Source organism: Streptomyces sp. NPDC058674 (genome assembly GCF_042716505.1).
Classification (GTDB): domain Bacteria; phylum Actinomycetota; class Actinomycetes; order Streptomycetales; family Streptomycetaceae; genus Streptomyces.
Window position 1 is genome coordinate 133,229 of the sequence record NZ_JBHXSC010000001.1, and the last position, 21,480, is coordinate 154,708.

General features: G+C 74.1%; 24 protein-coding genes. 9 read left to right on the top strand and 15 right to left on the bottom strand.

Going from position 1 to position 21,480, the window contains the following annotated elements; all coding sequences use genetic code 11:
- Positions 1-47 precede the first annotated feature (47 nt).
- Genes ACFWU6_RS00605 through ACFWU6_RS00615 form a run of 3 tightly spaced genes read right to left on the bottom strand, consistent with a single transcriptional unit; the run spans position 48 to position 1,100 of the window.
- Entirely contained in the window at positions 48-401 is a 354-nt protein-coding gene (locus tag ACFWU6_RS00605) for a hypothetical protein (protein WP_383977067.1), read from the bottom strand.
- Complete coding sequence (locus ACFWU6_RS00610) at positions 356-760, bottom strand: helix-turn-helix domain-containing protein (protein WP_383804369.1); 405 nt, start codon at positions 758-760, stop codon at positions 356-358. The genes ACFWU6_RS00605 and ACFWU6_RS00610 overlap by 46 nt, the downstream gene beginning before the upstream one ends.
- Entirely contained in the window at positions 726-1,100 is a 375-nt protein-coding gene (locus tag ACFWU6_RS00615) for a cupin domain-containing protein (RefSeq protein WP_383804367.1), read from the bottom strand. Before ACFWU6_RS00615 ends, ACFWU6_RS00610 begins: the two co-directional genes overlap by 35 nt.
- 68 nt (positions 1,101-1,168) lie before the next feature.
- Here ACFWU6_RS00615 and ACFWU6_RS00620 point away from each other — a divergent pair, with 68 nt between their 5' ends.
- The gene (locus ACFWU6_RS00620; protein WP_383804366.1) at positions 1,169-1,609 is read left to right on the top strand and encodes a MarR family winged helix-turn-helix transcriptional regulator; all 441 of its coding nucleotides are present in this window, start codon (positions 1,169-1,171) and stop codon (positions 1,607-1,609) included.
- Between the two features lie 8 nt (positions 1,610-1,617).
- Here the strand turns inward: ACFWU6_RS00620 and ACFWU6_RS00625 are convergent, their stop codons facing one another.
- From ACFWU6_RS00625 to ACFWU6_RS00650, 6 genes are all read right to left on the bottom strand, one after another.
- A complete protein-coding gene (locus ACFWU6_RS00625) occupies positions 1,618-1,803 on the bottom strand; it encodes a hypothetical protein (protein ID WP_383804365.1) in 186 nt (61 codons plus the stop codon).
- Between the two features lie 81 nt (positions 1,804-1,884).
- The gene (locus tag ACFWU6_RS00630; RefSeq protein WP_383977070.1) at positions 1,885-2,961 is read right to left on the bottom strand and encodes an RNA ligase (ATP); all 1,077 of its coding nucleotides are present in this window, start codon (positions 2,959-2,961) and stop codon (positions 1,885-1,887) included.
- A gap of 350 nt (positions 2,962-3,311) precedes the next feature.
- A complete protein-coding gene (locus ACFWU6_RS00635) occupies positions 3,312-4,184 on the bottom strand; it encodes a S1 family peptidase (protein WP_383977073.1) in 873 nt (290 codons plus the stop codon).
- Positions 4,185-4,614: 430 nt separating this feature from the next.
- Positions 4,615-5,442: a peptidoglycan-binding protein gene (locus ACFWU6_RS00640; RefSeq protein ID WP_383977076.1), complete on the bottom strand. Its 828-nt coding sequence runs from the start codon at positions 5,440-5,442 to the stop codon at positions 4,615-4,617.
- A 61-nt stretch (positions 5,443-5,503) separates the two neighbouring features.
- Positions 5,504-5,782 carry a hypothetical protein gene (locus ACFWU6_RS00645; RefSeq protein WP_383977079.1) on the bottom strand — a complete coding sequence of 93 codons (279 nt, stop codon included), beginning with the start codon at positions 5,780-5,782 and terminating at the stop codon, positions 5,504-5,506.
- A 73-nt stretch (positions 5,783-5,855) separates the two neighbouring features.
- The gene (locus ACFWU6_RS00650) at positions 5,856-6,107 is read right to left on the bottom strand and encodes a VOC family protein (RefSeq protein ID WP_383977082.1); all 252 of its coding nucleotides are present in this window, start codon (positions 6,105-6,107) and stop codon (positions 5,856-5,858) included.
- 408 nt (positions 6,108-6,515) lie between these two features.
- Between ACFWU6_RS00650 and ACFWU6_RS00655 the strand changes: the two genes are divergently transcribed.
- Both ACFWU6_RS00655 and ACFWU6_RS00660 read left to right on the top strand, forming a co-directional pair.
- On the top strand, positions 6,516-6,947 hold the full coding sequence (locus ACFWU6_RS00655) for a hypothetical protein (protein ID WP_383977086.1): 432 nt from the start codon (positions 6,516-6,518) through the stop codon (positions 6,945-6,947).
- A gap of 63 nt (positions 6,948-7,010) precedes the next feature.
- A complete protein-coding gene (locus tag ACFWU6_RS00660) occupies positions 7,011-7,940 on the top strand; it encodes a MerR family transcriptional regulator (protein WP_383804408.1) in 930 nt (309 codons plus the stop codon).
- Positions 7,941-8,056: 116 nt separating this feature from the next.
- Here the strand turns inward: ACFWU6_RS00660 and ACFWU6_RS00665 are convergent, their stop codons facing one another.
- Positions 8,057-8,353: a hypothetical protein gene (locus ACFWU6_RS00665; protein WP_383804354.1), complete on the bottom strand. Its 297-nt coding sequence runs from the start codon at positions 8,351-8,353 to the stop codon at positions 8,057-8,059.
- A gap of 114 nt (positions 8,354-8,467) precedes the next feature.
- On the opposite strand from ACFWU6_RS00665, the gene ACFWU6_RS00670 reads away from it, so the two are divergent.
- Together ACFWU6_RS00670 and ACFWU6_RS00675 are read left to right on the top strand one after the other, a co-directional pair.
- Positions 8,468-8,917 (top strand): hypothetical protein, encoded by a 450-nt coding sequence (locus tag ACFWU6_RS00670; protein WP_383804352.1) that lies wholly within the window; start codon positions 8,468-8,470, stop codon positions 8,915-8,917.
- A gap of 447 nt (positions 8,918-9,364) precedes the next feature.
- The gene (locus ACFWU6_RS00675) at positions 9,365-9,904 is read left to right on the top strand and encodes a GNAT family N-acetyltransferase (RefSeq protein WP_383977260.1); all 540 of its coding nucleotides are present in this window, start codon (positions 9,365-9,367) and stop codon (positions 9,902-9,904) included.
- Positions 9,905-10,051: 147 nt separating this feature from the next.
- Here ACFWU6_RS00675 and ACFWU6_RS00680 read toward each other — a convergent pair whose 3' ends face one another.
- Positions 10,052-12,784, bottom strand: coding sequence for a LamG-like jellyroll fold domain-containing protein (locus ACFWU6_RS00680; protein WP_383977089.1), 2,733 nt, complete (start codon positions 12,782-12,784; stop codon positions 10,052-10,054).
- A 253-nt stretch (positions 12,785-13,037) separates the two neighbouring features.
- Here ACFWU6_RS00680 and ACFWU6_RS00685 point away from each other — a divergent pair, with 253 nt between their 5' ends.
- The 4 genes from ACFWU6_RS00685 (at position 13,038) to ACFWU6_RS00700 (ending at position 15,306) form a co-directional block, all read left to right on the top strand.
- Positions 13,038-13,469, top strand: coding sequence for an ankyrin repeat domain-containing protein (locus ACFWU6_RS00685; RefSeq protein WP_383977092.1), 432 nt, complete (start codon positions 13,038-13,040; stop codon positions 13,467-13,469).
- A 172-nt stretch (positions 13,470-13,641) separates the two neighbouring features.
- Positions 13,642-13,944, top strand: a complete 303-nt coding sequence (locus tag ACFWU6_RS00690) for a hypothetical protein (protein WP_383804344.1) — start codon at positions 13,642-13,644, stop codon at positions 13,942-13,944.
- 130 nt (positions 13,945-14,074) lie between these two features.
- Complete coding sequence (locus tag ACFWU6_RS00695) at positions 14,075-14,533, top strand: Crp/Fnr family transcriptional regulator (RefSeq protein WP_383804342.1); 459 nt, start codon at positions 14,075-14,077, stop codon at positions 14,531-14,533.
- A 329-nt stretch (positions 14,534-14,862) separates the two neighbouring features.
- Complete coding sequence (locus ACFWU6_RS00700) at positions 14,863-15,306, top strand: subtilase-type protease inhibitor (RefSeq protein WP_383804340.1); 444 nt, start codon at positions 14,863-14,865, stop codon at positions 15,304-15,306.
- A gap of 148 nt (positions 15,307-15,454) precedes the next feature.
- Here the strand turns inward: ACFWU6_RS00700 and ACFWU6_RS00705 are convergent, their stop codons facing one another.
- From ACFWU6_RS00705 to ACFWU6_RS00720, 4 genes are all read right to left on the bottom strand, one after another.
- Positions 15,455-16,324, bottom strand: coding sequence for a GNAT family N-acetyltransferase (locus ACFWU6_RS00705; RefSeq protein ID WP_383977095.1), 870 nt, complete (start codon positions 16,322-16,324; stop codon positions 15,455-15,457).
- 176 nt (positions 16,325-16,500) lie between these two features.
- Positions 16,501-16,950 carry a hypothetical protein gene (locus ACFWU6_RS00710; RefSeq protein WP_383804336.1) on the bottom strand — a complete coding sequence of 150 codons (450 nt, stop codon included), beginning with the start codon at positions 16,948-16,950 and terminating at the stop codon, positions 16,501-16,503.
- A 221-nt stretch (positions 16,951-17,171) separates the two neighbouring features.
- Positions 17,172-17,654, bottom strand: coding sequence for a VOC family protein (locus tag ACFWU6_RS00715; RefSeq protein WP_383804334.1), 483 nt, complete (start codon positions 17,652-17,654; stop codon positions 17,172-17,174).
- A gap of 124 nt (positions 17,655-17,778) precedes the next feature.
- Positions 17,779-21,354 carry a CDP-glycerol glycerophosphotransferase family protein gene (locus ACFWU6_RS00720; protein WP_383977098.1) on the bottom strand — a complete coding sequence of 1,192 codons (3,576 nt, stop codon included), beginning with the start codon at positions 21,352-21,354 and terminating at the stop codon, positions 17,779-17,781.
- Between the last annotated feature and the right edge of the window lie 126 nt (positions 21,355-21,480).

Genomic DNA, 21,480 nt, shown 5'->3' on the forward strand with positions numbered 1-21,480 from the left:
AGGCGGACCTTCGCGCGTGTCAACGCCCCTGCGCCACAGGCCCGTTGTCAGGTGCGCACGAGAGCTGAGTGGTTGGCTCCGGAAGTCCTTCGGGGGTTGATCAGGCTGTCAGGGCGACGGCGGCAGCGGGCCTGGACGGAAGTCTTCTCGTCGCTGGAGAGGACGTACTCGTCCTCGCCCAGCGGGGCACCCTCGAACGTGCGGGCGCAGAGGTCCAGGACACGCTGGGCCTTGGCTCGGAAATCCGGGTCGCGGATGAAGCTCCAGGACCGGTACTTCCAGGGCTTGAGCGCGTCCTCGCGCAGCCAGCGGCGCACCGTGGACGCGGAGACGGTATCGGTGATGGCGCGCGCGGTCAGCTCGGCAGCCAGCTCCGGGCAGGACCAGCGCGACAATGGCACGCCGGTCTCTGCGGTAACTGACAGGCCGGCGCCTTGGCCTCGGCGACCTGCACGGGAGCGAAACGGGCGGGGCGCCCCGAGCGCTTGCGGTCGGCCAGGGCCGGCAGCCCGCCATGGGCGAACCGACCCCGCCAGGCACGGACCGTATCCAGGTGCAGGCCCGTCTCGCGGGCGATGCGTGCGTTGGAGCGCCCCCGTGCCGCGTGCAGGGTCTGCACTACTTCGTGCGTGTACGTACCCTCACCCAGCAGCAGAAGGTGGACGGTTCGGTTGTGACCGAGGCGTCGTTGATCCGGGAAGCGTGACCACCGGCCCGCTGTGGGCTTAATGAGTCCAAGGCGGCGTGATGGTGCTGCCATCGGCCAGCTTGGCGCTGAGTCCGACACGTGTAGTGACCCACATGTGCGCGGGCTGGTCGGTGGTATTGGCAACCGCCAGCTCGGAGCCTGCCGGAGCCACCGCTGCGTCGCCGACGCCGAGTTCGGCGCTCTCGCCGCCGATGGTAAGCCGGAGGTGACCGGACAGAACGTAGAACGTTTCCTCGTGACTGATCATGTGGGCCGGACCCACCGTTCCGGCCGGGATCTCGCCGCGCCAGGCGGCGAGGTCCCGGCTGCCCGTGCCCGGACGGACGTAGGAAACGAAGCGGGCGCCGTGGATCTCGTGCACGACGGCCTCGTCACTTCGGATGAAGGGCATGCCAGCCTCCTTATAGACAAGAAACTTGTCCATAAAGACAAGCAGCTTGACGAGTTATAGTCAAGTCCATGGATGACGCTCTGACCTTCTCCGCACTCGTGCTGGCACTCTCCGGACAGTTGGTGCAGGAGATCCACGATCGCGTGTCCCAGCAGGGATTCGAGAACCTGCGGCCAGCACACGGCTTCGCCTTTGCCCGCATCTCCCTGGGCGACGCCACTACGGCCAACCTGGCCGAGCACCTGGGGGTGACCAAGCAGGCCGCCGCCCAGCTGGTCGAGGAGCTGGTCCGCAAGGGATACGTGGTGCGGCATCCACACCCCCACGATGCCCGCGCCCGGCTCTTGGGACTGACCGAGGCCGGCTGGGCCGCCACTCGCGCCGCCGACCAGGCGGCCCGAGCTGCCGTCGCACCATGGAAAGAGGCGCTGGGCGAGGCGCGCTTCAGTGAACTTGTCACCGACCTGACCCGCCTTACAGCACCGGGGCCGATCCGCCCCACCTGGTGAGCCAGTCTCTACTTCCACGGTCCCGCCCGGTCCGTTCCACCGCGCGCGGGTGGCGGCGAACCGGGCCTGCGCGGGGCGAAGCCGGGCGCGAGCCGCAGCTCGCGCCCGGCGGGCACATGCGCCGAGCCCGGACCGCTCAGCTCGTCGGTGTGCAGCGCCGTGCCGATGTCGTGGGCGGCCGCCCCGAACAGCACGGCCGCACGGCCGACGGCCGGCCCCGGGCAGTGCCGCCGGCGGCCGGGCGCTTCGTCGGCCCGGGCTGGCGACCGCCGTGCTCACTCGTACTCCGTACCGCCCTTGCGGGTCAGGTACGCGGGGCTGACGGCCTTCGCGATGGCTCGGCCGCCCACCACCGGGCTGTGCCGCTCGACGGCGGGCCTGATGACGACCCCCTCGCGCAGGTGGAGCCCCCGGCCCGAGACCGTCTCCCGGCCGCTCGCCAGCTCCAGTACCGTGTCGAGCGCGTACGGGCCCTCGTACAGCCTGGGTACCAGCGGCAGCTCCCCGTCCTCCAGGACAACCGCCGGGTCCAGCCAGCGCACGTGTCCGTCGATCTCGGCGGACACGTCGAAGACCGCGTAAGCGGGCGGTGTGTCGGCGGTGCTCACGTCGGTCCCGTACCGCAGGTCCTGGACGCCGGCGCCGTAGACCTCGCCGAAGATCCCGATCCGCGTCGCGCCGAGCCGGGTGGCGAGGGCCGCCGCGACCTCCGGGACGCCGTGGCCGCGTACGGCCCGCCAGTAGAGGTTGCGCTCGTCCTCCTTGAGCGCCAGGTTCTTCGAGCCGAAGCCCTTCGAGGAGACCAGCGACCGGCCGCCGTCGGCCACGTACGTGAACAGCGAGGCGGTGCCGTGCAGTTTCTCGGTGAGGACGACCGGCTCGCCGGGTGCGAAGAGGTCCGGATAGCGCTGGAGGTTCTCGATGTCCACCCACGGCATGAGGTCGGGGGCGGACTCGACGTCGCCGGCCATGGTGGTGGGGACGGGCGGGGACCACTTGGTGATGCCGAGCAGCTCCGCGAAGTCCGTCCCTTCCTTCGCCGCCCGCGCCAGGTCGGCGTCGGCGAGCGCGCGCGGCCGGCAGACGAGTCCCTGCGAGAGCTCGCCGCGCAGCCGGACCGCCTTGACCCGGTCCGCGGAGGCACCCGCGAGCCGCCCGGTGAGGCCCAGTTCCTCGATCAGGGCGGCGGGCAGGACGGCTTGCTCGGGTATGTAGACGGCGAAGTCGCCCGTCCGGTAGGCCCCCTTGGCGACGACGGCGCGGTAGAGGCCCACTTGGGCCAGCTCCAGCGCGTCCGCGTTGGGGTGCTCGTGGACGGTCAGCTCTTCGGCGGTGACCCGCAAGGTCGACATGTGAGGCTCCTCGTACGTGACGGTCTGTCCGGCGCCCGGCCGGTCGGACCGCGCGTCGGCGACCCCCACTCTCCGTCCCGCGATTCAACTGGTCCAGCGCTTATTCCCGTGCTACGGCCGACGGTACGGCCACGCCGTCGGCGCCCGTCGGCACCGGCCGAGCGGACGGGCGCCGACGGCGTGCGCGGCCGGCCCGGCCGGGGCCGGGTCGGGGTCGGGGCCGGGTCGGGGTCGGGGCCGGGTCGGGGTCGGGGCCGGGTCGGGGTCGGGGCCGGGTCGGGGTCGGGGAGGCCGACCCTACGACCTCGGGGGCGGGTGGCGTCTGGCGGCCGGTGCCGGTGTCGGCCGGGTCAGCGGCGCGCGGCGAGGGTCTCGGTGATCCACTGCTTGTACGCGGGGACGGAGGTCCAGATGCCGGGACCGCCGCCGCAGTTGCCGTTCACCTCGTGGTCGCCGTCGCCGGAGGTGGCGCCGACGAGCTGCCAGCGACCGCCGATCCGCTGGATCTGGGGACCGCCGGAGTCACCGTTGCACGCCATGGCGCCCGGGACCCGGCTCGTCGTGCACAGCTCGCCCGCGGTGTTGATGTCGAGGCACCGGTCGGCCGGCGCCCTGCGGGTGTCCAGCTGCTGGAGGCGCTCGGCGAACTTCCAGTCCTCGGGTCCGCCGGCCTCGGCCGTGGTCCCGAAGCCGAGGATCCGGGTGGCCGCGCCGATCCGCGGGGCGTGGTCGGCGATGCGGATGGGTGCCTGGCGGGTGACGGGGCGGTCCAGGCGGAGCAGGGCGATGTCGTCGAAGGCGCGTTTGTCGCCGCCGCCGTCGTAGCGCGGGTGGCGCACCTTCTCGACGATGGTGCGCACCGTCCCGCCCGAGCTGCGCCTGTCGCTGCCGACGCGGACCGTTCCGGTCGGGTGGGCGGTCTTCCCGTCGAGCGCGCAGTGCCCGGCGGTCACCACCCACTCCGGGTCGATCAGCGTGCCGCCGCACACTGCGGTGAGGGTGCTCCCGTCCGGTTTCTCCACGGCGAGCGGGATCGACACCATGAACGGGTACCTGTCGGTCGAGTCCTGTCCGCCCACGACCGCGTTGGCACTGCCGCCCACGACCGCGGCGCACACGGCGGTGGCCGCGCCGACCGCGACCACGCCGACCAGCGGGCGCCACAGCGGGCGGCGGGCGGCGGACCGGTGGGACGGGGCGGAGCGTCGGGACGAACGAGACATGGCAGGTCCTTTCCTCGGTGCACGGCGATCGTGGTGCGCGTCCACGTCCGCGGGCCGGGATGCTTCCCGGTCCCTGCCGCGTGTGCCCATCCTCGGCGCGCCGAACAACCCCGAAAGAGCGGTGTGGTGCCACCCGGTTCGATTCCGGCCGTGTCAGCGCTCGCACTGCTCGCGCCCGACGGCGCTCCCGGCGGCCGGGCCACGCCCGGAACAGCGCGGCCGGATGCGGTGCCGGGCGTCGCGGGCCAGGCGGGACTTTGACGACAGCCCCAGTGCGGTGACCGGAAAGGTTTGCCGGGGCGCGGTGTCCGGTGCGGTGCATCGCAAGGCGGAGGGCCGCGGCTCGTACTGGACGTACGTGTGCGGTCCGACAACGCGGCGAGGTGCCGTGCCGGGCGCCGCGACCCGGTGAACCTTTCCGGTCACAGCACTAGCCGAACGCCGCCCGGGTGGCCGGGCCGTAGACGCCCTTCGGGTCGCCCTTGATGCTCCGGTCCCTCTGGAGCTGGGCCACGCCGCGCCGGGTCCGCTCGTCGTAGACGCCGGTGACGGAGACGTACGTGAACCCCTGCCCGTAGAGCCGCTCCTGGAGCGCGCTCACCTCGGCTCCGCGGTCCCCCGGGCGCAGGGTCCCGTCGTCCGCGCGGGACGGGTGTTCGACCGAAGGGCGCGCCGGCGGTGTCGACTTGTCGCCCCGGGGCGCGGCCGGCCCAGGCCCGGCGGAGGCGGATGCGGACGCGGACGGGGTTCCGGCGGAGGACGAGGGTTCCGTACCGGGTGCGGTGTCCGGCGCGGTCCCGGCCGCCGGCTCGCCGGTGGCGGCGTCGGGGCTGCGCTGCGGGAGGACCGGTACGGAGATCCCCGGGGGCGCCGCCCGGACCGGTTCCGGCTCGGGACCGTCGAGCACGAGCACCAGGACCCCGGCAGCGATCAGGGCAAGCAGCGCGAGGACGGCCAACGGCAGCCGGCTGTCGCGCTCACCACCCGCGCCGGAAACCGGCAGCGGGGCCGCAGCGGCGTCGGCGGGGCCGGACGGGCGCCCGCCGACCGGCAGCGGTCCGGGGAACGCAGCGGGCCCGCTCTGCGGCCAGGCCGGCCCCGTCGGGCGTGCCCGGCCGTCGGAGGGCACGGGAGGCGCCGGAGGGGCCCAGGGGATCGAGGGGGCCGTGGGCGCCGGCGCCGCCGGTGGGGCCACGTAGGGGCGTACGAGCAGGCGGTCGTCGGGCACGGTCCGGCTCTCATCGAAGTCGTGGGACATGGTTGTCTCCGGGCGGGACGGGGCGGCGCGGTACTGCCGCTCCGGGCCCCCACCCGTCCGGTCAGGCCCTGCGCCGCCGGGCGACCGCGGCCGTGCCGTGGGCGGGCCCGACTGGTCCTGCCTCCCCGGCGTCCCCCGGGGCCGGGGGGAGGACGGGCCGGGAGCCGAACGCCGGCCCGGAGCCGACCGACCACCCGAGGGCGGACGGCATCCCGGCCGCGAACGCTCCGGACGTGCCGGACGTGCCGGACGTGGACGTGCCGGACGTGCCCGCGAACGCGGCCGGGGCGGGGACCGGGGCCAGCGGTCCGCGGACGGATATCGGGACGGGCATCGACATCTGGGGCATCTCCGAAGTGCGGCGCGAGCGGTGTGCTCGGTCGGCGCACTCTTTCCCCCCGGGATGCCCCGGGTCAAGCCGGACGCCCGATCCACCCGTATCCAGCGGTTCTGTCACCGCGGGCCCTCCGCCGCAGGCCGGCCGGTGGGTTGGGGCCCCACGGCATGCGGTGGGGGCCGCCGCGCACCGAACCGCCCAGCGCCTCCAACCGGCTGAGCGTCGCGTCGACGTCGTCGACACCGATGCCGAGCGCGATCCGCGACGCCGCCCCCGTCCCCTGGTTCGCCTCGGCCACCCGCCCGAGGTCGGTGTCGCCGATGCGCAAGCCGAGGGCAAGGCCGGGTCTTCCTCCGGAACCCGGAAGATCTCCTCGGCGCCGGGCAACCGTGGAGACGAGGCCGCACACCCCGCTGACCGACCGCGTCGAAAGGGGGTGGCACCAGTGCCGCTCCCCCGAACGGGGCGGCGGGCAACGGCGGTCGCGCCTGCGCCGTCACCCGTACGGTTCTGCCGATTCCCCGCGCACCGGACGCCCCCGTACCGGCACGTTCCCGTCGGGCACCTCCCGCGGCGGCCCCTGCCGTACCGGCACGTTCCCGGCTCCGGCCGCCCGATCGTGCGCGGCGCCCGCGGACCGGTCGCGCCGGCGGGGCCGGTTCCCCGCTGCGGTCCGCGTCACCCGGAAGCGTGAGGGGCGGGCGCCGGCCCCGCGGCCGTACGGCAGGGTGGTCGGATGCAGTTGCTCCGGGCCGTGCCCCTCTCCTTCCTCGCGCTCCTCACGACCGCCGGCTGTGTCTCCGTGGCGCCGGGGACCCCGGCTCCGGTACGCGGCCCCGTACCGCCCGTCGGCGCCGCGGACCTTTCGGCGCCCCCGCCCGCGCCGCCGGCCCTGCCGCTCGGGAGGCTCCCCGCCCGGGCGGCCGACGGGCCGCTCCCGGCCACGGCGGCTCCTGCCGTACGCGGGGCCGCCGAGGCGGGCCGGCCGCCCGCCGACCGGCCCGCGAAGCCGACGGCGCCCCGGCGGACCCGCCCGCACGGGGCGCCGACCCCGCACGCCCGCCGCAAGCCGGTCCCGCCCCCCGGCGTGGACGAGCTGTGCGCGGCCGCGGAGGGCGCCGTGCCCCCGTCGATCGTCGACCTGTGCCTGCGGGAGTACGGTCGCTGACCTGGGAGGGAACGGCCGGGACTTGACTCTCCCCCTGTGTCAGACCTTGCACTGGAGAGCATCATGTTCACCATCGGAGACTTCGCCAAGCACGGCCGGGTGTCGGTCCGCATGCTGCGTCACTACGACGCCCTCGGACTGCTGCGCCCAGCGCGTGTCGACCCCTTCACCGGCTACCGCTTCTACGAGGCCGGGCAGCTGGCCCGCCTCAACCGTGTCATCGCGCTCAAGGAACTCGGCTTCAGCCTCGACCAGGTGGGGGCGATCCTCGACGAGCGGCTGGGCGTGGAGGAGCTGCGCGGCATGCTGCGGCTGCGGCAGGCCGAGCTGGAGACCGCCGCGGCCGCCGCGGCGGCCCGGCTGGTCCAGGTCGAGGCGAGGCTCCGGACCATCGAGAGCGAGGGTTCCATGCCTGCAGACGACATCGTCGTGAAAAGCCTCCCGCCCGTCCGGCTCGCCCAGTTGACCGGCATCGCCGAGAGCTACGCGCCCCAGGACATCGGCCCGGTCATCGGGCCGCTGTACGGCGAGCTGTGCCGCCGCATGGAGGAAGCGGGCGTGGTCCCGACGGGGCCCGGCATCGCCCGCTACGAGGACGCTCCGGATGCCGCTCGGGGTGCCGCTCCGGATGCCGCGGCTCCGGCCGGTGAAGGCGCAGGCCCCACGGGGCGCGCCGGTTCGACCGCCGAGCCGGAGGACCGGGCCGGGGCCGTCCTGGTCCACGCGGGGCTGCCGGTCGCGGCCGGGGTGCGCGCCGAGCACCTCGGGGGCGGGGTGCGGATCGTCACCCTGCCCGCGGTGGAGCGGGCCGCGACCGTGGTGCACCGGGGTTCGATGGACGGCGTACTGCCGACCTCGCAGGCCCTCGCGCGGTGGATCGACGCCCACGGCCACCGGTCGGCGGGGTACGCGCGGGAGCTGACCCTCGCCTGCCCGGAGGACCGGGACCGGTGGGTCACCGAACTCCAGGAGCCGCTGCTCGCCTCGGACTGACGGTCACGGGCTGACGGGCACCGGCCGACCGCCCCGGACCGGCCGACCGCCCCGGACCGGCCAACCGCCCCGGACCGGCCGCCCCGGGCGGCGGCCGGGGCTGTCGGCCCCGCCGGTCAGGCGTGGCGGTTCCGGACGTGGGCGCAGCGGCGCACCGTGTCGCGGCGCACGGTGCGCAGTCGGCGCATCGTGTCGTGGCCGCGGCGGCGCCATTCGGCCCGGGGCAGTCCGGCCCGCTGGCCGCCGCCCGTGATCAGGGCGTTGACCGGGGTCATCGGGTCGGCCGCCAGGCCCTTCGCGAGCAGGACGCCGATCACGAGCGGTACCAGGGCCACGGCCAGGGCGGTGCCGGCGGTGGTCACGTGCTGCAAGTGCGGGCGGGGCGTCGTACCGCGCGGGGCCTCGGAGGTCATGCCCCCATTCGACCAGCGGAGGTGCGCCGGGGAATCGGGGCGGATACTCAGGCCGTTGGGCACGAGGTACTCATACGCACGAAGCACTCGGACGGCGGGGCGGGGTGATGGGTGATGGCGGGACCCGGGCAGGGCTTCGAACCCTCGACGGGAGACGGTCCGGAGCCGCCGGCGGCGCACGGGGCCGGGCTGCGGACGGCCTACGAGGGGCTGTTGCAGATCCGCCGCCTGGTCAACGGACCGGCGGGGGAGGCGGTTCCCGCGCTGTGGGAGGTGCGGCAGGCGCCGCGCGCCGTGGCTCTGGTACTGGAGGCGGCGGGGCTCCCGCCGTCGGCCGTGGACTCCGGTGGCCGTCGGACACGGACCGGATACCGGGTGGCCGCGGGGGCCGGCCCCGGGCGGGCGGAGGTGACCTGGACCGGCCCGCCGGGCGGGGGCGCCGCCGGGGAGGAACAGGAGCGGTTGACGGCGTGCGCGGCCGTGCTGGAGGGGCTGGGATGGGTGTGCCTGCTCTACCGCGGCCCCCGTCGGCGCCGCTTCCTGGAGGTGGAGGCTCCGCGCTGACCTCGGCGGCGGGTGGAAAACCGCTGTCCGGCCCCGGGCCCGCCGGGGCACACTCGCCCGATGGGCATGCTCGAAGCGATGGCGGACCGCACCGGCCTGGGCGAGACCGTGGAGTTCAGACCGTCCGGCGGCTCCTTGGCGCCGCTGATCCGCAGCGTGCAGCGGGTGCGGGTGGCTCCGGTCGAGCCGGCGCTGGTGGAGGTCGGCGACATCGTGCTGGCCCGCGTCTGCGACACGGTGTACCTGCATCTGGTGTCCGCGGTGGACGGTCCGCGCCGGCGGGTGCGGATCGGCAGCAACCGGGGCCGGACCAACGGCTGGACCGGTCGGGACCGGATCTTCGGCATCTGCCTCGCCGTGGACGGGGTGCCGCGCGCGGGCGCCGCCGCCAAGGTGCGTCCGGCGCCACCCGCCGTCCCGCCCGTGCCACCCGCCGTCCCGCCCGTGCTGCCCGCCGTCCGGCCCGTGGCTCTGGCGACCGGCCGCCTCGACCTGTTGCCGCTGCTCCCCGCCCACGCCGCCGAGATGGCCTCCGTCCTGGCCGACCCCGCGTTGTACGCCTTCACCGGCGGTGCCCCGCTCGGGCCCGAGGCGCTGCTGGCCCGGTACGAGCGGCTCTGCGCCGGTTCCCCCGACCCGGCCGTCGTCTGGGCCAACTGGGTGGTGCGGCTGCGCGCGGGCGGAGGCCTGGTGGGTACCGTCCAGGCCACGCTCACCCCGGCGCGGGACGTCGCCGAGCTCGCCTGGGTCATCGGTGCTCCCTGGCAGGGCCGGGGGTTCGCCACCGAGGCGGCCCGCGCGCTCGCGGGCTGGCTGTCGGGGCTCCCGGTCGGGCGTCTGGTCGCGCACGTCCACCCCGGGCACGCGGCGTCGGCGGCGGTCGCCGCCGCCTGCGGGCTGCACCCGACGCCGTACCGCCAGGACGGCGAGGTCCGCTGGGAGGCGGGCGGCGGCGCCGGCGGCGAGGACGCGGTCCGTCAGCGGTAGCGGCCGGCGAGGCGCGACCGGCGTCGAAGCGGGCACGGACGCAGGCGCGCGGGCGCGGGAAAGGGCGCGGACCGCAGCGGTCCGCGCCCTCCCCGTGCCGCTCAGCGGTGCGGCTCCGCGGCCCTGCGCCGCCACGGCGGCACGGCGCTACGGCGCGCCGAAGGTCAACGTCAGCCGCGGCGTGCCCTCGTTGGCCTGCGCCTCGGAGGACCACAGCCACAGCGCGTCGGATCCGGCGCTGCTCAGCGCCAGCCCGTAGCCGGTGCCCAGGGCCGCGGCCACGGCCTGGGTGTCGAGCGCGGTGGTGTGCACCGCGGAGCCGTCCGGGACGCCCGCGAAGCTGCCGAGCACCGCACCGCCCAGGGTCGGGCGGTTGGCGTACGTGGTCCCCGTCTCGGTCCAGGCGCCGGTGACCGGGACCACCGACACGGTGTCCGCGGTGCCGGCCCCGCTCATCGTGCTCGTCTTCACGCCGAGGACGGCCGACTTGAGCACCGTGCCCGGGGGCGCGGCCGGCAGCGGGAAGCGCAGATAGCTCGCGTAGAAGGAGCTGCCCCGCACCGCGAGGGACCCCGAGGTCCCGTAGTTGGTGCCGGGCGCGCCCGCGTTGGCGTAGGTGTCCTCGGCCGCGGTCACGTCCACCGCCGAGTCGGCCGGGGCGGAGGCGAGGGCGCGGTGGTTCTGCACCTGCGCCGCGCTCAGGACGGTCGGGTAGACGGCGGTCTCGTCGAGCTGGCCCGCCCAGTAGTCGCTAGTCGGCCGGTCCGGCCAGCCGTTGAGGTTGTCGCCGCCCGCATGCCAGTAGCCCGAGAAGTTCTCGTGCGTGGTGGCGTTCAGCGTGCCCCGCTGGACGCCGTCCACGTACAGGACCATCCCGCCGGGGCCCTGGGTCGCGACGACGTGGTGCCAGGTGTTGTCGTTGTAGGCGGCGGGGGTGGTGACGGTGCGGAAGGCGCCGTTGTAGACGCCGAAGACCAGCCGCCCGGAGTTCGTCATGTAGAGGTGCTTGTCGTACTGACTGCTGCCGCGGTCCTGGTTGTTGCCGAAGCCGACGAGCTTGCCGCCCCGGGTGGTGTTCGTCCTGAACCAGGTCTCGATGGTGTAGGCGCTGCCCACGGTCAGCCGTTTGTCCCCGTACACCTGCGCGTCCGTACCGTCGAAGCCGATCGCCGTACTGGCGCCGGAGACCGCTCCGGGCGACTGGCGCAGGGCGGGCCCGTTGTGGTGCACGCCGCTGCGGTTGCCGCTCGCCGAGGAGTCGGCGGCGAAGGGCGCGGTCGACTCGTCGTAGCGCCAGTACTGCTGCGCTCCGTCGGTACGGACCTGGTTCGGGTAGGCGTCCGGCGAGCTCGGCACGGTCACGGACGCCGAGCCCGACGCGGCGCTGGTGTTGCCGGCTGCGTCGGTGGCGGTCACCCGGTACGTGTACGACTGGCCCGCCGCGACGGTGGTGTCCGTCCACGAGGCCTGCGGGCGGCGGAAGAACAGCGAGTCGGCGCCGACCGTGGCGATCGGGGTGGCCGAGCCGTTGCGGTGGATCCGGTAGGTGAGGGCGCTGTCGTCGAGGTCGAGGCTGGTGCGCCAGCGCACCTGGGCCTCCCCCGGCTTGAAGCTGACCGCGCTCGCCACCGGCACCGTGGGCGCGCCGGTGTCCCCGGTGGAGGCGAAGCGGGTCAGGCTCTGCTGCGCCGCGCCGTTGACGGTGGTGAACTCGCCGCCGACCCAGAGGTACCGGACGCCGGACGCCGAGCCGACCGCCATCACCCGCGGGCCGATGCCCTCGCCGATGCCGTCGTTGGTGTCGGGCGCCCAGCCCAGCTTGCCCGTGCCGTTCGTGGGCTGCGCGAGGAGGTGGTGGCGCTGGCCGTCGGGGAACTCCCCGACGCTGGAGCAGTCGTGCGCGTGCGAGGCGCTGTAGAGCACGTCCTGGTACGGGAGGACGGCCTGCGTGGCCCCGAGGCAGGTGTCGCGCCAGCGCTGCCCGAGGTCGTCGAGGTCGAGCGCGATCCGGCCGTCGAAGACCCCGCCGCCGGTGCCCTCGTTGGCGGTGTAGAAGCCGGTGCCGTCGGTGGCGATGTCCTTGACGACCGAGTTGGTCTCGATGAAGCCGGGGTAGGTCTTGGCGAGCGCGCCGCTGGTGGCGTCGACGACGGCCAGAGCGTGCGTGTCCGTGCCGTTGACGGTGAAGAAGTCCCCGCCGAGGAGGACCCTGCCGCCGTCGGGGGTGACCTCGATGGCGCGACCGGGTTCGTCGGCGTCGGCGGTGAAGGGCCGCAGCGTCCCGTCATCCGCGTCCACCGCGGCGAAGCGCCGGCGCTGCTGCCCGGCGACGGTGAGGAAGTCACCGCCCGCGTAGACGGTGTCGCCGGTGACGGCGAGGGCCCGGACGGTGGCCGCGAAGGCCGGGCGGAAGCCGGTCTTCACGGTGCAGGTCGCCACGTCGACGGCGGCGACGCTGGAGACGGGGGTGCCGTTGACGGCGCCGAAGTAGCCGCCCGCGTAGAGCGTCTGCTTGTCGGGCGAGAGGGTCAGGGCGCGGACGGTGGCGGTGCCGCCGCCAACGGTGAAGGACAGCGCGCAGGATGTCGGCGCCCCCGTCGCGGCGTCGAGCGCGACGAAGTTCACGGCCGGCCGCTCGCTGCCGGCTCCCCCCGCGGGCGGGCGTACGACGGAGAAGGTGCCGCCGACGAAGACCTTCCCGCCCGCTTCGGCGAGGGCCCAGACGACGCCGTTGGGCTGCCAGGTCGGCAGGGCGTCGGCGGTGAAGGCGACGGGCGGGGTGATCGCCGCCGCCTGTGGGACGAGGCCGAGGCCGACGGTGGCGCCGGTTCCGGCCAGGGCAAGGGCGAGAGCGGCTGCCAGGCTTCTGGATCTACGCATGAACCCCCCAGTTCGGTGTGCGGTGTGGCCGTGGAACCCGGCCAGCCGAGCGATGGCCGAAAACAGCCGGAAAGCTGTCCGCAACCATGCGTACGGGCGCACCTTATGGCGTGTCCGCCGTCAGTTCATCCCCTTTGGCACATCGCATGCCACATCGGATGCCGCATCCCTCCCGTCGGCCCGGTCCGGGCGGCGGACCGGTGGGCCGGGCCTGACCGGCGCTACTTTGACGACAGGGCCTAGGATGCGGGCCGTGAAACGACGTGTGCGCAAGGGGCTCTCGGAGCAGCTCGTCGCGGCGGCCGGGCGGGGTGACGGCGCGCGGGTGGCGGCGCTGCTCCGGGCCGGGGCGGAGCCGGGCGACGCCGACGCGGAGGGCACCACCGCGCTGTACGCGGCGGCCGTGTCGGGCCACAGCGCGCTGGTGCGGATGCTGCTCGCGCGCGGCGCGGACCCCGACGCCGCGAGCGGTGGGCCCGCCGACGGCACTCCGCTGTGCGCGGCGGCCTCCTGGGGCGACGCCGCGACCGTGCGCGAGCTGCTCGCGCACGGAGCCGATCCGGGGTTGCGGGAGGACGACGGTGCCGGGATGTCCCCCCTGGAGTGGGCCGTACGCGGCGGCCACGCGGACGCCGCCGGCCTCCTGCGCGGCGCCGTCGGCGAGCACACCGCCCGGGAGCGGTGAGTACGGCCGCGGCGTAAAGAAAGGATTCGTCACGTCCTGGTCCGGATCGCGCCGACCGGCACCCCCCGCCACCACCCGTCCACCCGGGGTCACCCTGGCGAAAGCGCCCCGCGCCGGCGCCGCCTGCCTCTACGGTGCCTTGGGAACGGGGACGGCACCGAAGGGTGGGCTGATGGACGACGAAGAAGACATGCGGCTGGCGAGGATGACACCGGAGATCTCCCGCCGCACCCTCACCATGCTGCGCGGGCTCGCGGGTCTCGAACCACCCGAGCAGGTCCCCGAGGACGCGATGATCGTCGCGGACTCGATCCTGGCCGAGTACGGCACGGACGGGCTCCGCGTGCTGGCCATGACCCTGGCGGCCTGGGCGACGGCCCAGATCGAGAACGTCGCCGAGCTGAGCCGGCGCAGCCACGAGGCGGTGCTGGACGCGATGGAGCTGGCCTGCCTGGAGGCGGGCGCCGAGGAGTAGGCGCGACCGCGCCCGCCGGCCTCCCGGGCGGCGCCGGAAGAAGGACGGTACGCGACCGCCCCGGACGGGCGGGTGTCGGCGACACTGGGATGACCAGGAGCCACCCGGGGGGTCGTGATCGGAGGCCGTCGTGAGCACACCTTCTCCCATCCGGATCGCCGCCGTCCTGTCCACCGAGCATCGCGGCCGGCTGATGTCCCAGGCCCGTGAGGTGCACTTCCGCGAGGGGGCGCGGATCTTCGACGAGGGCAGCAGGGCGGAGTCCTTCTGGATCGTGCGCTCCGGCACGGTGACCCTGGAGATCCCGGTGCCCGGCCGACGGCCCGCGCCCGTGGAGAGTCTGGGCCCCGGTGAGCTGGTCGGCTGGTCCTGGCTGTTCCCGCCGTACGTCTGGCAGCTGGCGGCCGAGGCGATGACGCCGGTGCGGGCGTACGAGTTCGACGCCCCGGCGATCCGGATGCTCATGGACACCGACCCCGCCTTCGGATCGGCCGTGGGGCACTGGGTCGGGCGCGTCCTGGCCGTGCGGCTGCACCAGACGCGTACCCGCCTCATCGACCTGTACGCGCCGCGCCTCGCCGCGGGTTGACGCCCGGGCCGGGCCCTACGCCAGATCGTGCCGGGGCCCGGGCCGAGGGGCGTCCGGTCACGGTCGCGCAGGGGCCGCCGAGGCCCCGTCCCGAGCGGCTCGGCACGTTCCGGCGCGGTGCCGCGAAGGTTTCCGGCACCTCCACACGTCGGTGTTCGGCCGATTCGGCGGCTGGCTGCCGTACAGGTCAGCGTCGGCCGCACCGCTGCGGTCTGCGGTCATCCGCACACGATCGGTGACGTGAAATGGGGGTGCGGACGGGCGTTCAGAGTGGCCTTGGGCAAGACTCTGTCCGCTATCCGAAACACCAACCCAAGGGAGTGTTCGCAATGCGGTCCATCGCAAGGGGTCTCGGGCTCGGTTCCACCGCCATGGCGCTCACCGCGCTCACCGCGCTGGCCTGGCCGGCGGCGGCGGACGCCGCCCCGTCCGGCACGACGAGCCTGTTCGCCCCGTCCGCGATCGTGCTCGCCGTGACGCCCGGGGACAACGCCGCCACCGGTACGGTGCTGCGCGCCGTCACCCTCGTCTGCGCGCCGACGCCCGGCGGGACGCACCCGGACCCGGCCGGCGCGTGCGCCGAAATACGCGCCAACCGGAACCGGTTGGACGTGCTCGCCGCACCGGCCGCCGACACCGCGTGTACCAGGGAGTGGAATCCGATGACGGTCACGGCCGTCGGCGTGTGGGAGGGGCGCCGGATGAGCTACACGTACACCTTCGGCAACCCCTGCGGCCTGGACAGCGCCACCGGCGTGCTGTTCGGCTTCTGACCGGGTCCTGGGCGTGGTTCCGGGCGGCGCCGTGCGACCGCCGTCCGGAACCACGGCAGCCAGGAGCAGCAGCAGGTGCGCCATGGTGTTCCCCGCCGGGACACCGACGAAGAGGCGTTGCGCCGGGCAGGGCAACCACCGTGCCGCGTCAGCCCAGTTCGAGACTGGTGACCCCGTAGGTTCCGGCGAGGTCGAGCGCGGGGGGCGGTCCGGTGTACATCCGGGCGGTCTCGAAGCCGGGGACGAGGCCCAGGCCGGCGAAGAGGGCCGTCGCCGTCGGATTGGCGTCGGGCACGTCCACCGCGATCCGTCCGCCGGGGGCGTGCCGGGCGAGGGCGCGCAGCAGCGCCGCCGCCACGTCCGGGTGTGCGGCGTACAGCGGTCCGATCCGGGAGGGCCCGGCCGCCGGGCGGATCACGCCGAGGCCCTCGATCCGGCCGTCACGGACGGCTGCCAGGGCGGTCCGGCCGGGCAGGGAGGTCCAGGCGGAGAGGAAGGCGTCCCGTGACTCGGGGAAGAAGCGCCGGTCGTACGCGGCGAGTTGACCGAACGGCAGCGAAGCGGCGTCCACCAGCTCGACACCGCCCCGGACCGGGGCGCCGTCGAGAGCGCCCAGTCCGTCCGGGACCCCTTCGAGACGGATGTTGTTCCAGGCCGGACGGAATCCCGACGTGCGGTAGTTGTCCTGCTGTTCCACGACCCCGTCCAGGCCCACGAGCCGTCCGCGCAGCCGTTCCGTCCCGGCGCGCCACAGCCGGATGCCGTACCCCTGGCCGCGGAAGGCCGGCCGGGCGATGTAGAAGCCGATGAAGCCGAAGCCGGCCCCGTAGCGCACGGCGGAGATGCAGGCCACCGGTTCGGCGTCCACCCGGCCGATGAGGAAGCCCTCGGGGTCGGCGGCCGCGAAGGCGAACCGGTCCGAGTCACCCGGGTTCCAGCCCTCCTCCTCCGCCCAGTCGCGCATCAGCTCCAAGTCGGCGGCGCCGGCACCGGTGATCTCGAATCCCGTTCCCGTCATGCCCGGTGTTGTACCAGATGCCGACGGGGCACGCAGCGGTGCCTGATCGGCCGCCGGCCGGCCCGCCGGGGCCTCCCGGCCGGCCCCCCGCGCAGGTCCCCGGGCCCGACACCCGCCTCCCGGGGCGGCGCCGTCCCGGCATCCCGCGCCCGGCCCGGGTTGTCCCCGCAGGGGTGTCAGCCCGCGCAGATCACGTCGTCCAGGGCGATGGGGAGGGAGTCCAGCCGTACGTATGCGGTGAAGGTGTCGGTGTCGTCGCCCGCCCAGTGGGTGGTGACGGTGGCCCAGCCGACCCCGGCCGACTGGGCCACCGTGACCGCTCCGATGGTGACGCCACGTGGCTCGTTCTGGGCGCAGAGGAGGACGTCGGCCTCCGGGTTCGCCTTCTGCCGGTCCTTGAGGACCTGCGAGACGCGGTACGCGCGGTCGAAGGCCGTGGGGCCGTGGTCCCCGTAGAAAGAGGTGAGGAAGAGGCCGATCTCGGCAGCGCTGTGGCGGTACCAGGCGGGAGCGGGAGCGGCCGCCGGGGCGGCGGCCTCGGCCGCGAGCGCGGGGCCCGAGGACAGGGCCGGCAGCGCGAGCAGGGCGAGCAGCAGGGCGCTGGGGCTGTACGGCTTGAGTCTCATGTCCGGTTTGTAGCCGCCGGGGCGGTTCCGCCGGGAGGGGCGCGGCCCGGACTCACTCCTGTGGGGGGCGTGATTCACCGGAGCGATCGGGAAGCGGCCCCGCTTCCGTCGAACCCCGCTCCCGCCCGGCCCGCTTCCGCCCGGCCCGCTTCCGCCCGGTCCGCTCCCGCCCGGCCCGCTCCCGCCCGGCCCGCTCCCGCCGGGCTCAGCCGCCGCCGGGCTCAGCCGCCGTCGGCGGCCCGGCGCATCTCGGCGACGTCCAGCTTCTTCATCCGCAGCATGGCGGCCGTGGCGCGGGCGGCCCGCTGCGGGTCCGGGTCGGCGACCAGGTCGATCGCCTCAGCCGGGGCGACCTGCCAGGAGACCCCGAACTTGTCCTTGACCCAGCCGCAGGGCCCTTCCTCACCACCGTCCCGGGTGAGCACGTCCCAGTAGTGGTCGGCCTCCGCCTGGTCGGCGCAGTGGATCTGGAAGGAGATCGCCTCGGTGAAGGGGAACTGCGGACCGCCGTTGAGGCCGACGAACTTCTGCCCGTGCACCTCGAACTCGACGATCATGACCTCGCCGGCCGGGCCCGGGCCCGCCTCGGTGTAGTAGCCGGTCCGGCCGCGCTTGCCGTCCTTGAAGACGGACAGGTAGAAGTCGGCCGCGTCCTCCGCGTTTCCGTCGAACCACAGGCACGTGGTGAAACCGCTGCTGCTCATGACTGCCTCCAGGCCGTTGCACGGACGGTGGGTACCGTCCGTACATACAGACCGGCCCCGGGCCCGAAAATCGTCGGTGGGCCCGGGGCCGGTCTGTGTCCGGCATGGAATTCGCTCGTACGGGTTACTTCCCGGGCTTCTCGGCCCCGGTCACCCCGAGCATGCGGTCCACGACGCGCTTGGCGGCGTTGCCGTCGTCCAGGTCGCAGAACTCCTCGCGGAACGCCGCCCGCGCCCCGGCGTACCGCGCGCCCACGGAGTCCGCGTTCCGCACGGCCTCGATGAGGCTCGCCGAGTCCGCCAGCAGCGGGCCGGGCGCCTTCTCCTCCAGGTCGAAGTTGAAGCCGCGCAGGGTGCCCCGGTAGTGGTCCAGGTCGTAGGTGAAGAGGAGGATCGGCCGGTCGGTCAGCGCGAAGTCGAAGATCGCGGAGGAGTAGTCCGAGATCAGCACGTCGGCGACGAGCAGCAGGTCGGTGGGGTCCGGCCAGCGGGAGACGTCGACGACGAAGCCGTCGCGGACTCCCTCGCGGACCTGCTCGTTCACGTTGTGGTGGCCGCGGACCAGCAGGACGTGGTCCTCGGCGAGCTCGCGGCGGGCCGCGTCGAGGTCGATGTTCAGGTCGAGCTTGTAGCCGCCGGAGAAGCCCTCGCGGTTCTCCCGCCAGGTCGGCATGTAGAGGACGACCTTCTTGCCCTCGGGCAGGCCCAGCCGGCGCCGGACCTCGGCGATGCGCTGCGCGTCGGGCCGCACCAGGGCGTCCGTGCGCGGGCTGCCGGACTCGATGACCTCGCCGTCGTAGCCGAGGGCGCGCTTGAGCACCGGGGTGGCGTACGAGCTCGGGGAGGCCAGCAGGGTCCACTGGGCGCTGTCGTGCGCCAGGCCCTCCAGCACGTCGGGGCTCGTGTAGTAGTCGTGGACGTAGTCGTGGCCGATCTGCTTGATCGGGGTGCCGTGCCACGTCTGGACGACGGTCTGGCCCGAACGGCGCAGGAAGTGGCGCGGCACGTTGGAGTTGACCACGTAGTAGCGGGCCCGGGCCAGCACCTCCCAGGACTCGACGCTGTCGTACTGGACGGCGCGGGCGGTCTCGGGGACCTCGGCGCGGCCGTCGCGGACCAGCCAGATGTGCTCCAGCTTCTCGCCGCGGCGCAGCAGCTCCTCGTGGATGGCACGCGGGGAGTCGCCGCCGCCGTTCCCCTGGAAGGCGTCGTAGACGACGACGTTCTTGACCGGGAGGGCGCGCTGCGCCGGGTAGGTCTCGAAGCGGGCGACGCGCTGGGCGTAGTTGGAGCGGTCGTGCGGGCTGAGCAGCGGGTCCGAGACGAGCACCATGCGGTCGTGGAAGCGGGACTCCACGCGCATCCGGCGGCCGTTCGTGGTCAGCGGGTGCGGTCCGGCGTACAGGATGCCGGGGCCGATCTGCACGGGCGCGCCGCGGTCGACGCCGAGCAGGCCCGCGGTGGTCCCGCCCTGGGCCGCCGGGCGCAGGGTGGGCCACCAGCGGCCCTCGGGGAGGGTGGTGCGGCCGCCGTAGGCCTCGGGGAGGACGGGCTCGAAGGTGGTCTCGAAGGTGTCCCCGTCCCGGGTGACCGGGTAGCTGAACTCGGTGCCGTGCACGTTGTGCAGGACCAGCTCGTACGGCTCGTCGGTGGGGGCGACGAAGCGGCCGCGCAGGGTCAGCGCACCGTCCTTGGCGCTGACGGCGTCGACCAGCGGCGGCGAGGGCTGGGCGGACAGGATGAGGTGGCCGCTGTTGCTCCGCTTGGCGAAGAGGGCGCGCCCGCAGTCGCCGCCCGCCAGGGGGACGACCAGGCCGGTGAAGTCGCCGCGTTCGTCGTGGGCCAGCAGGTGCTCGGCGCCGTCGGCGCCGACGACCGACAGGTTCCAGGGCTCGGGGTTCCACTCGCCGGGCAGGGACTCGACGGCGGGGACCGCGGCGAGCTCGGCCAGGGTGACGCGTGCGGTGAAGGGGATTCGGCTGCCCGCGGCGGCGGCCGTCTTCTCCAGCGGGAAGTCGAGCACGGTGCCGGTCGGCACGTGGAGGGCGCGCAGCGTGGTGGCGGCGCTGAGCTCCGCGGCGAGTTCGCCGCCGATCTCGACGGCGTCGTCGCCCGCCGGGCGGACGTCCAGGGCGCGGGCGCGGACGACCTCGACCTGGATGGTGAGGGAGCCGGCGACGGTCGGGCGGATCCGCACGTCCGGGGCCACCCAGTGCGCGGGCGGGTTCTGGCCGGTGTCGTGCTCGCCGCCCCGCAGACGGGCTCGGTGCAGACCGCCGGCGCCGGTGACGGCGACGGAGGTGGTCCAGACGCCGTCGCGCCAGGTGCCGCCCGACTGGAAGACCGAGGGGTCGACGACGGCGGTGAAGCCGGCCCAGTCCGCGTGCCGCAGGGCGAGGTGCGGGGAGTTCACGCTGGCCATCGGGGCGGCGACCGTACGGGCGCTCACGACGGAGCGGCGGCGCTTGCCGCCCTCGCGGAACACCAGCATCTTGCGGGAGCCCAGGCGGCTTTCGGCGCCGAGGTGGCCGGGCAGGGCGTAGCCGCGCAGGAGCAGCTTGCCGTCGGCCCAGACCGCCTGCTCCAGGCGGCTGACGACGCGTCGCTCGCGGGGGCCGAGGGTGAGGATCTTGGCGGGGACGGGCGGACGGCCGTGCAGGAAGGGGTAGTCCGCCTGGGGGCGGGCGAGGCCCTTGACCGGCACGCTGTAGTGGTAGTCCCGCTGGTGGTCCTGGAGGGCGATGAAGTCCTCGACGCGGCCTTCGCGGGCCAGGTAGGCCTTGAGGCGGTCGGCGACGGTCAGGTCGGACCAGGGGCCGGTGCCGATCTCGCGGACGAGTCCGCCGACCTCCTTGACGAACGCGGCGCGGAAGTCCGGGCCGCCCTCGCCGACGTACTTGTAGATGAGCGGGAGTTCCTCGCTCAGCACGTTGTAGTCGTAGTCGCGGAGGTAGCGGGCGTACTTGGCGCCCTCCTTGCCCTTGAGGGCCTCGCGGACCAGGCGTACGGAGGTGACGCGGTCGATCAGGGAGACCGGGTCGGTGGAGCGCTGGGTGATGGAGCGCTCGCCGGTCTCGCGGACGCGCCAGTGGTAGACGCAGTCACTGATGACGTCGACGCTGGAGGCGAAGTAGTGCGCGGGGATGCTGACCGGGGCGTCCTCGTAGAGGATGCCCTCGGGGTACTGGAAGTCGTGCTCGTTCCAGAAGCTCCGCCGGTAGACCTTGTTCCACGCGGTGCGGTCGGTGACCAGCGCCGGGAACTTGGAGATGTGCGTCTTCAGCTGGGTCCGGGCGAACGCGGCGCGGTGGCCCCAGGACTGCTGCATGCCGACGGACCGGAAGCGCTTGACGTTGCCGCCCGCGAAGTCGGAGCCCGACTCGTCGAGGGCCTCGACCAGCCGCTCGTAGGCGTACGTGGGCAGGGTGTCGTCACTGTCGACGAAGGCCAGGTACTCACTGTCCTTGTCGGCGTGCCGGGCTCCCACGTTGCGGGCGGCGCCGAGGCCTGCGTTCTCCTGCATGACGACCCGGAACCGCTTGTCACGCGCGGCGAAGGCCTTCGCGATGACGGCGCTGCTGTCCGTGGACCCGTCGTCCACGAGGATCGCCTCGAAGTCGGCGAAGGTCTGAGCGGCAAGGGATTCCAGGCACTCGTCGAGGTAGAGCTCGACGTTGTAGACGGGGACGACGATGCTCAAGCGCGGGGGCATGGGTGACGAATTCTCCAGCGTTTTATGCTTTATCGATGATCAGCTGATTACAGCATCCTACTCTGTAACAGATTCATAAAATCCCACCATTTGGGACATACGCCTACCGATCGT

Coding starts and splice junctions, on each gene's coding strand:
- ACFWU6_RS00610 (WP_383804369.1), bottom strand. CDS start 760: ATGGCAGCACCATCACGCCGCCTTGGACTCATTAAGCCCACAGCGGGC.
- ACFWU6_RS00615 (WP_383804367.1), bottom strand. CDS start 1,100: ATGCCCTTCATCCGAAGTGACGAGGCCGTCGTGCACGAGATCCACGGC.
- ACFWU6_RS00620 (WP_383804366.1), top strand. CDS start 1,169: ATGGATGACGCTCTGACCTTCTCCGCACTCGTGCTGGCACTCTCCGGA.
- ACFWU6_RS00630 (WP_383977070.1), bottom strand. CDS start 2,961: ATGTCGACCTTGCGGGTCACCGCCGAAGAGCTGACCGTCCACGAGCAC.
- ACFWU6_RS00635 (WP_383977073.1), bottom strand. CDS start 4,184: ATGTCTCGTTCGTCCCGACGCTCCGCCCCGTCCCACCGGTCCGCCGCC.
- ACFWU6_RS00640 (WP_383977076.1), bottom strand. CDS start 5,442: ATGTCCCACGACTTCGATGAGAGCCGGACCGTGCCCGACGACCGCCTG.
- ACFWU6_RS00645 (WP_383977079.1), bottom strand. CDS start 5,782: ATGTCGATGCCCGTCCCGATATCCGTCCGCGGACCGCTGGCCCCGGTC.
- ACFWU6_RS00655 (WP_383977086.1), top strand. CDS start 6,516: ATGCAGTTGCTCCGGGCCGTGCCCCTCTCCTTCCTCGCGCTCCTCACG.
- ACFWU6_RS00660 (WP_383804408.1), top strand. CDS start 7,011: ATGTTCACCATCGGAGACTTCGCCAAGCACGGCCGGGTGTCGGTCCGC.
- ACFWU6_RS00665 (WP_383804354.1), bottom strand. CDS start 8,353: ATGACCTCCGAGGCCCCGCGCGGTACGACGCCCCGCCCGCACTTGCAG.
- ACFWU6_RS00670 (WP_383804352.1), top strand. CDS start 8,468: ATGGCGGGACCCGGGCAGGGCTTCGAACCCTCGACGGGAGACGGTCCG.
- ACFWU6_RS00680 (WP_383977089.1), bottom strand. CDS start 12,784: ATGCGTAGATCCAGAAGCCTGGCAGCCGCTCTCGCCCTTGCCCTGGCC.
- ACFWU6_RS00690 (WP_383804344.1), top strand. CDS start 13,642: ATGGACGACGAAGAAGACATGCGGCTGGCGAGGATGACACCGGAGATC.
- ACFWU6_RS00700 (WP_383804340.1), top strand. CDS start 14,863: ATGCGGTCCATCGCAAGGGGTCTCGGGCTCGGTTCCACCGCCATGGCG.
- ACFWU6_RS00705 (WP_383977095.1), bottom strand. CDS start 16,324: ATGACGGGAACGGGATTCGAGATCACCGGTGCCGGCGCCGCCGACTTG.
- ACFWU6_RS00710 (WP_383804336.1), bottom strand. CDS start 16,950: ATGAGACTCAAGCCGTACAGCCCCAGCGCCCTGCTGCTCGCCCTGCTC.
- ACFWU6_RS00715 (WP_383804334.1), bottom strand. CDS start 17,654: ATGAGCAGCAGCGGTTTCACCACGTGCCTGTGGTTCGACGGAAACGCG.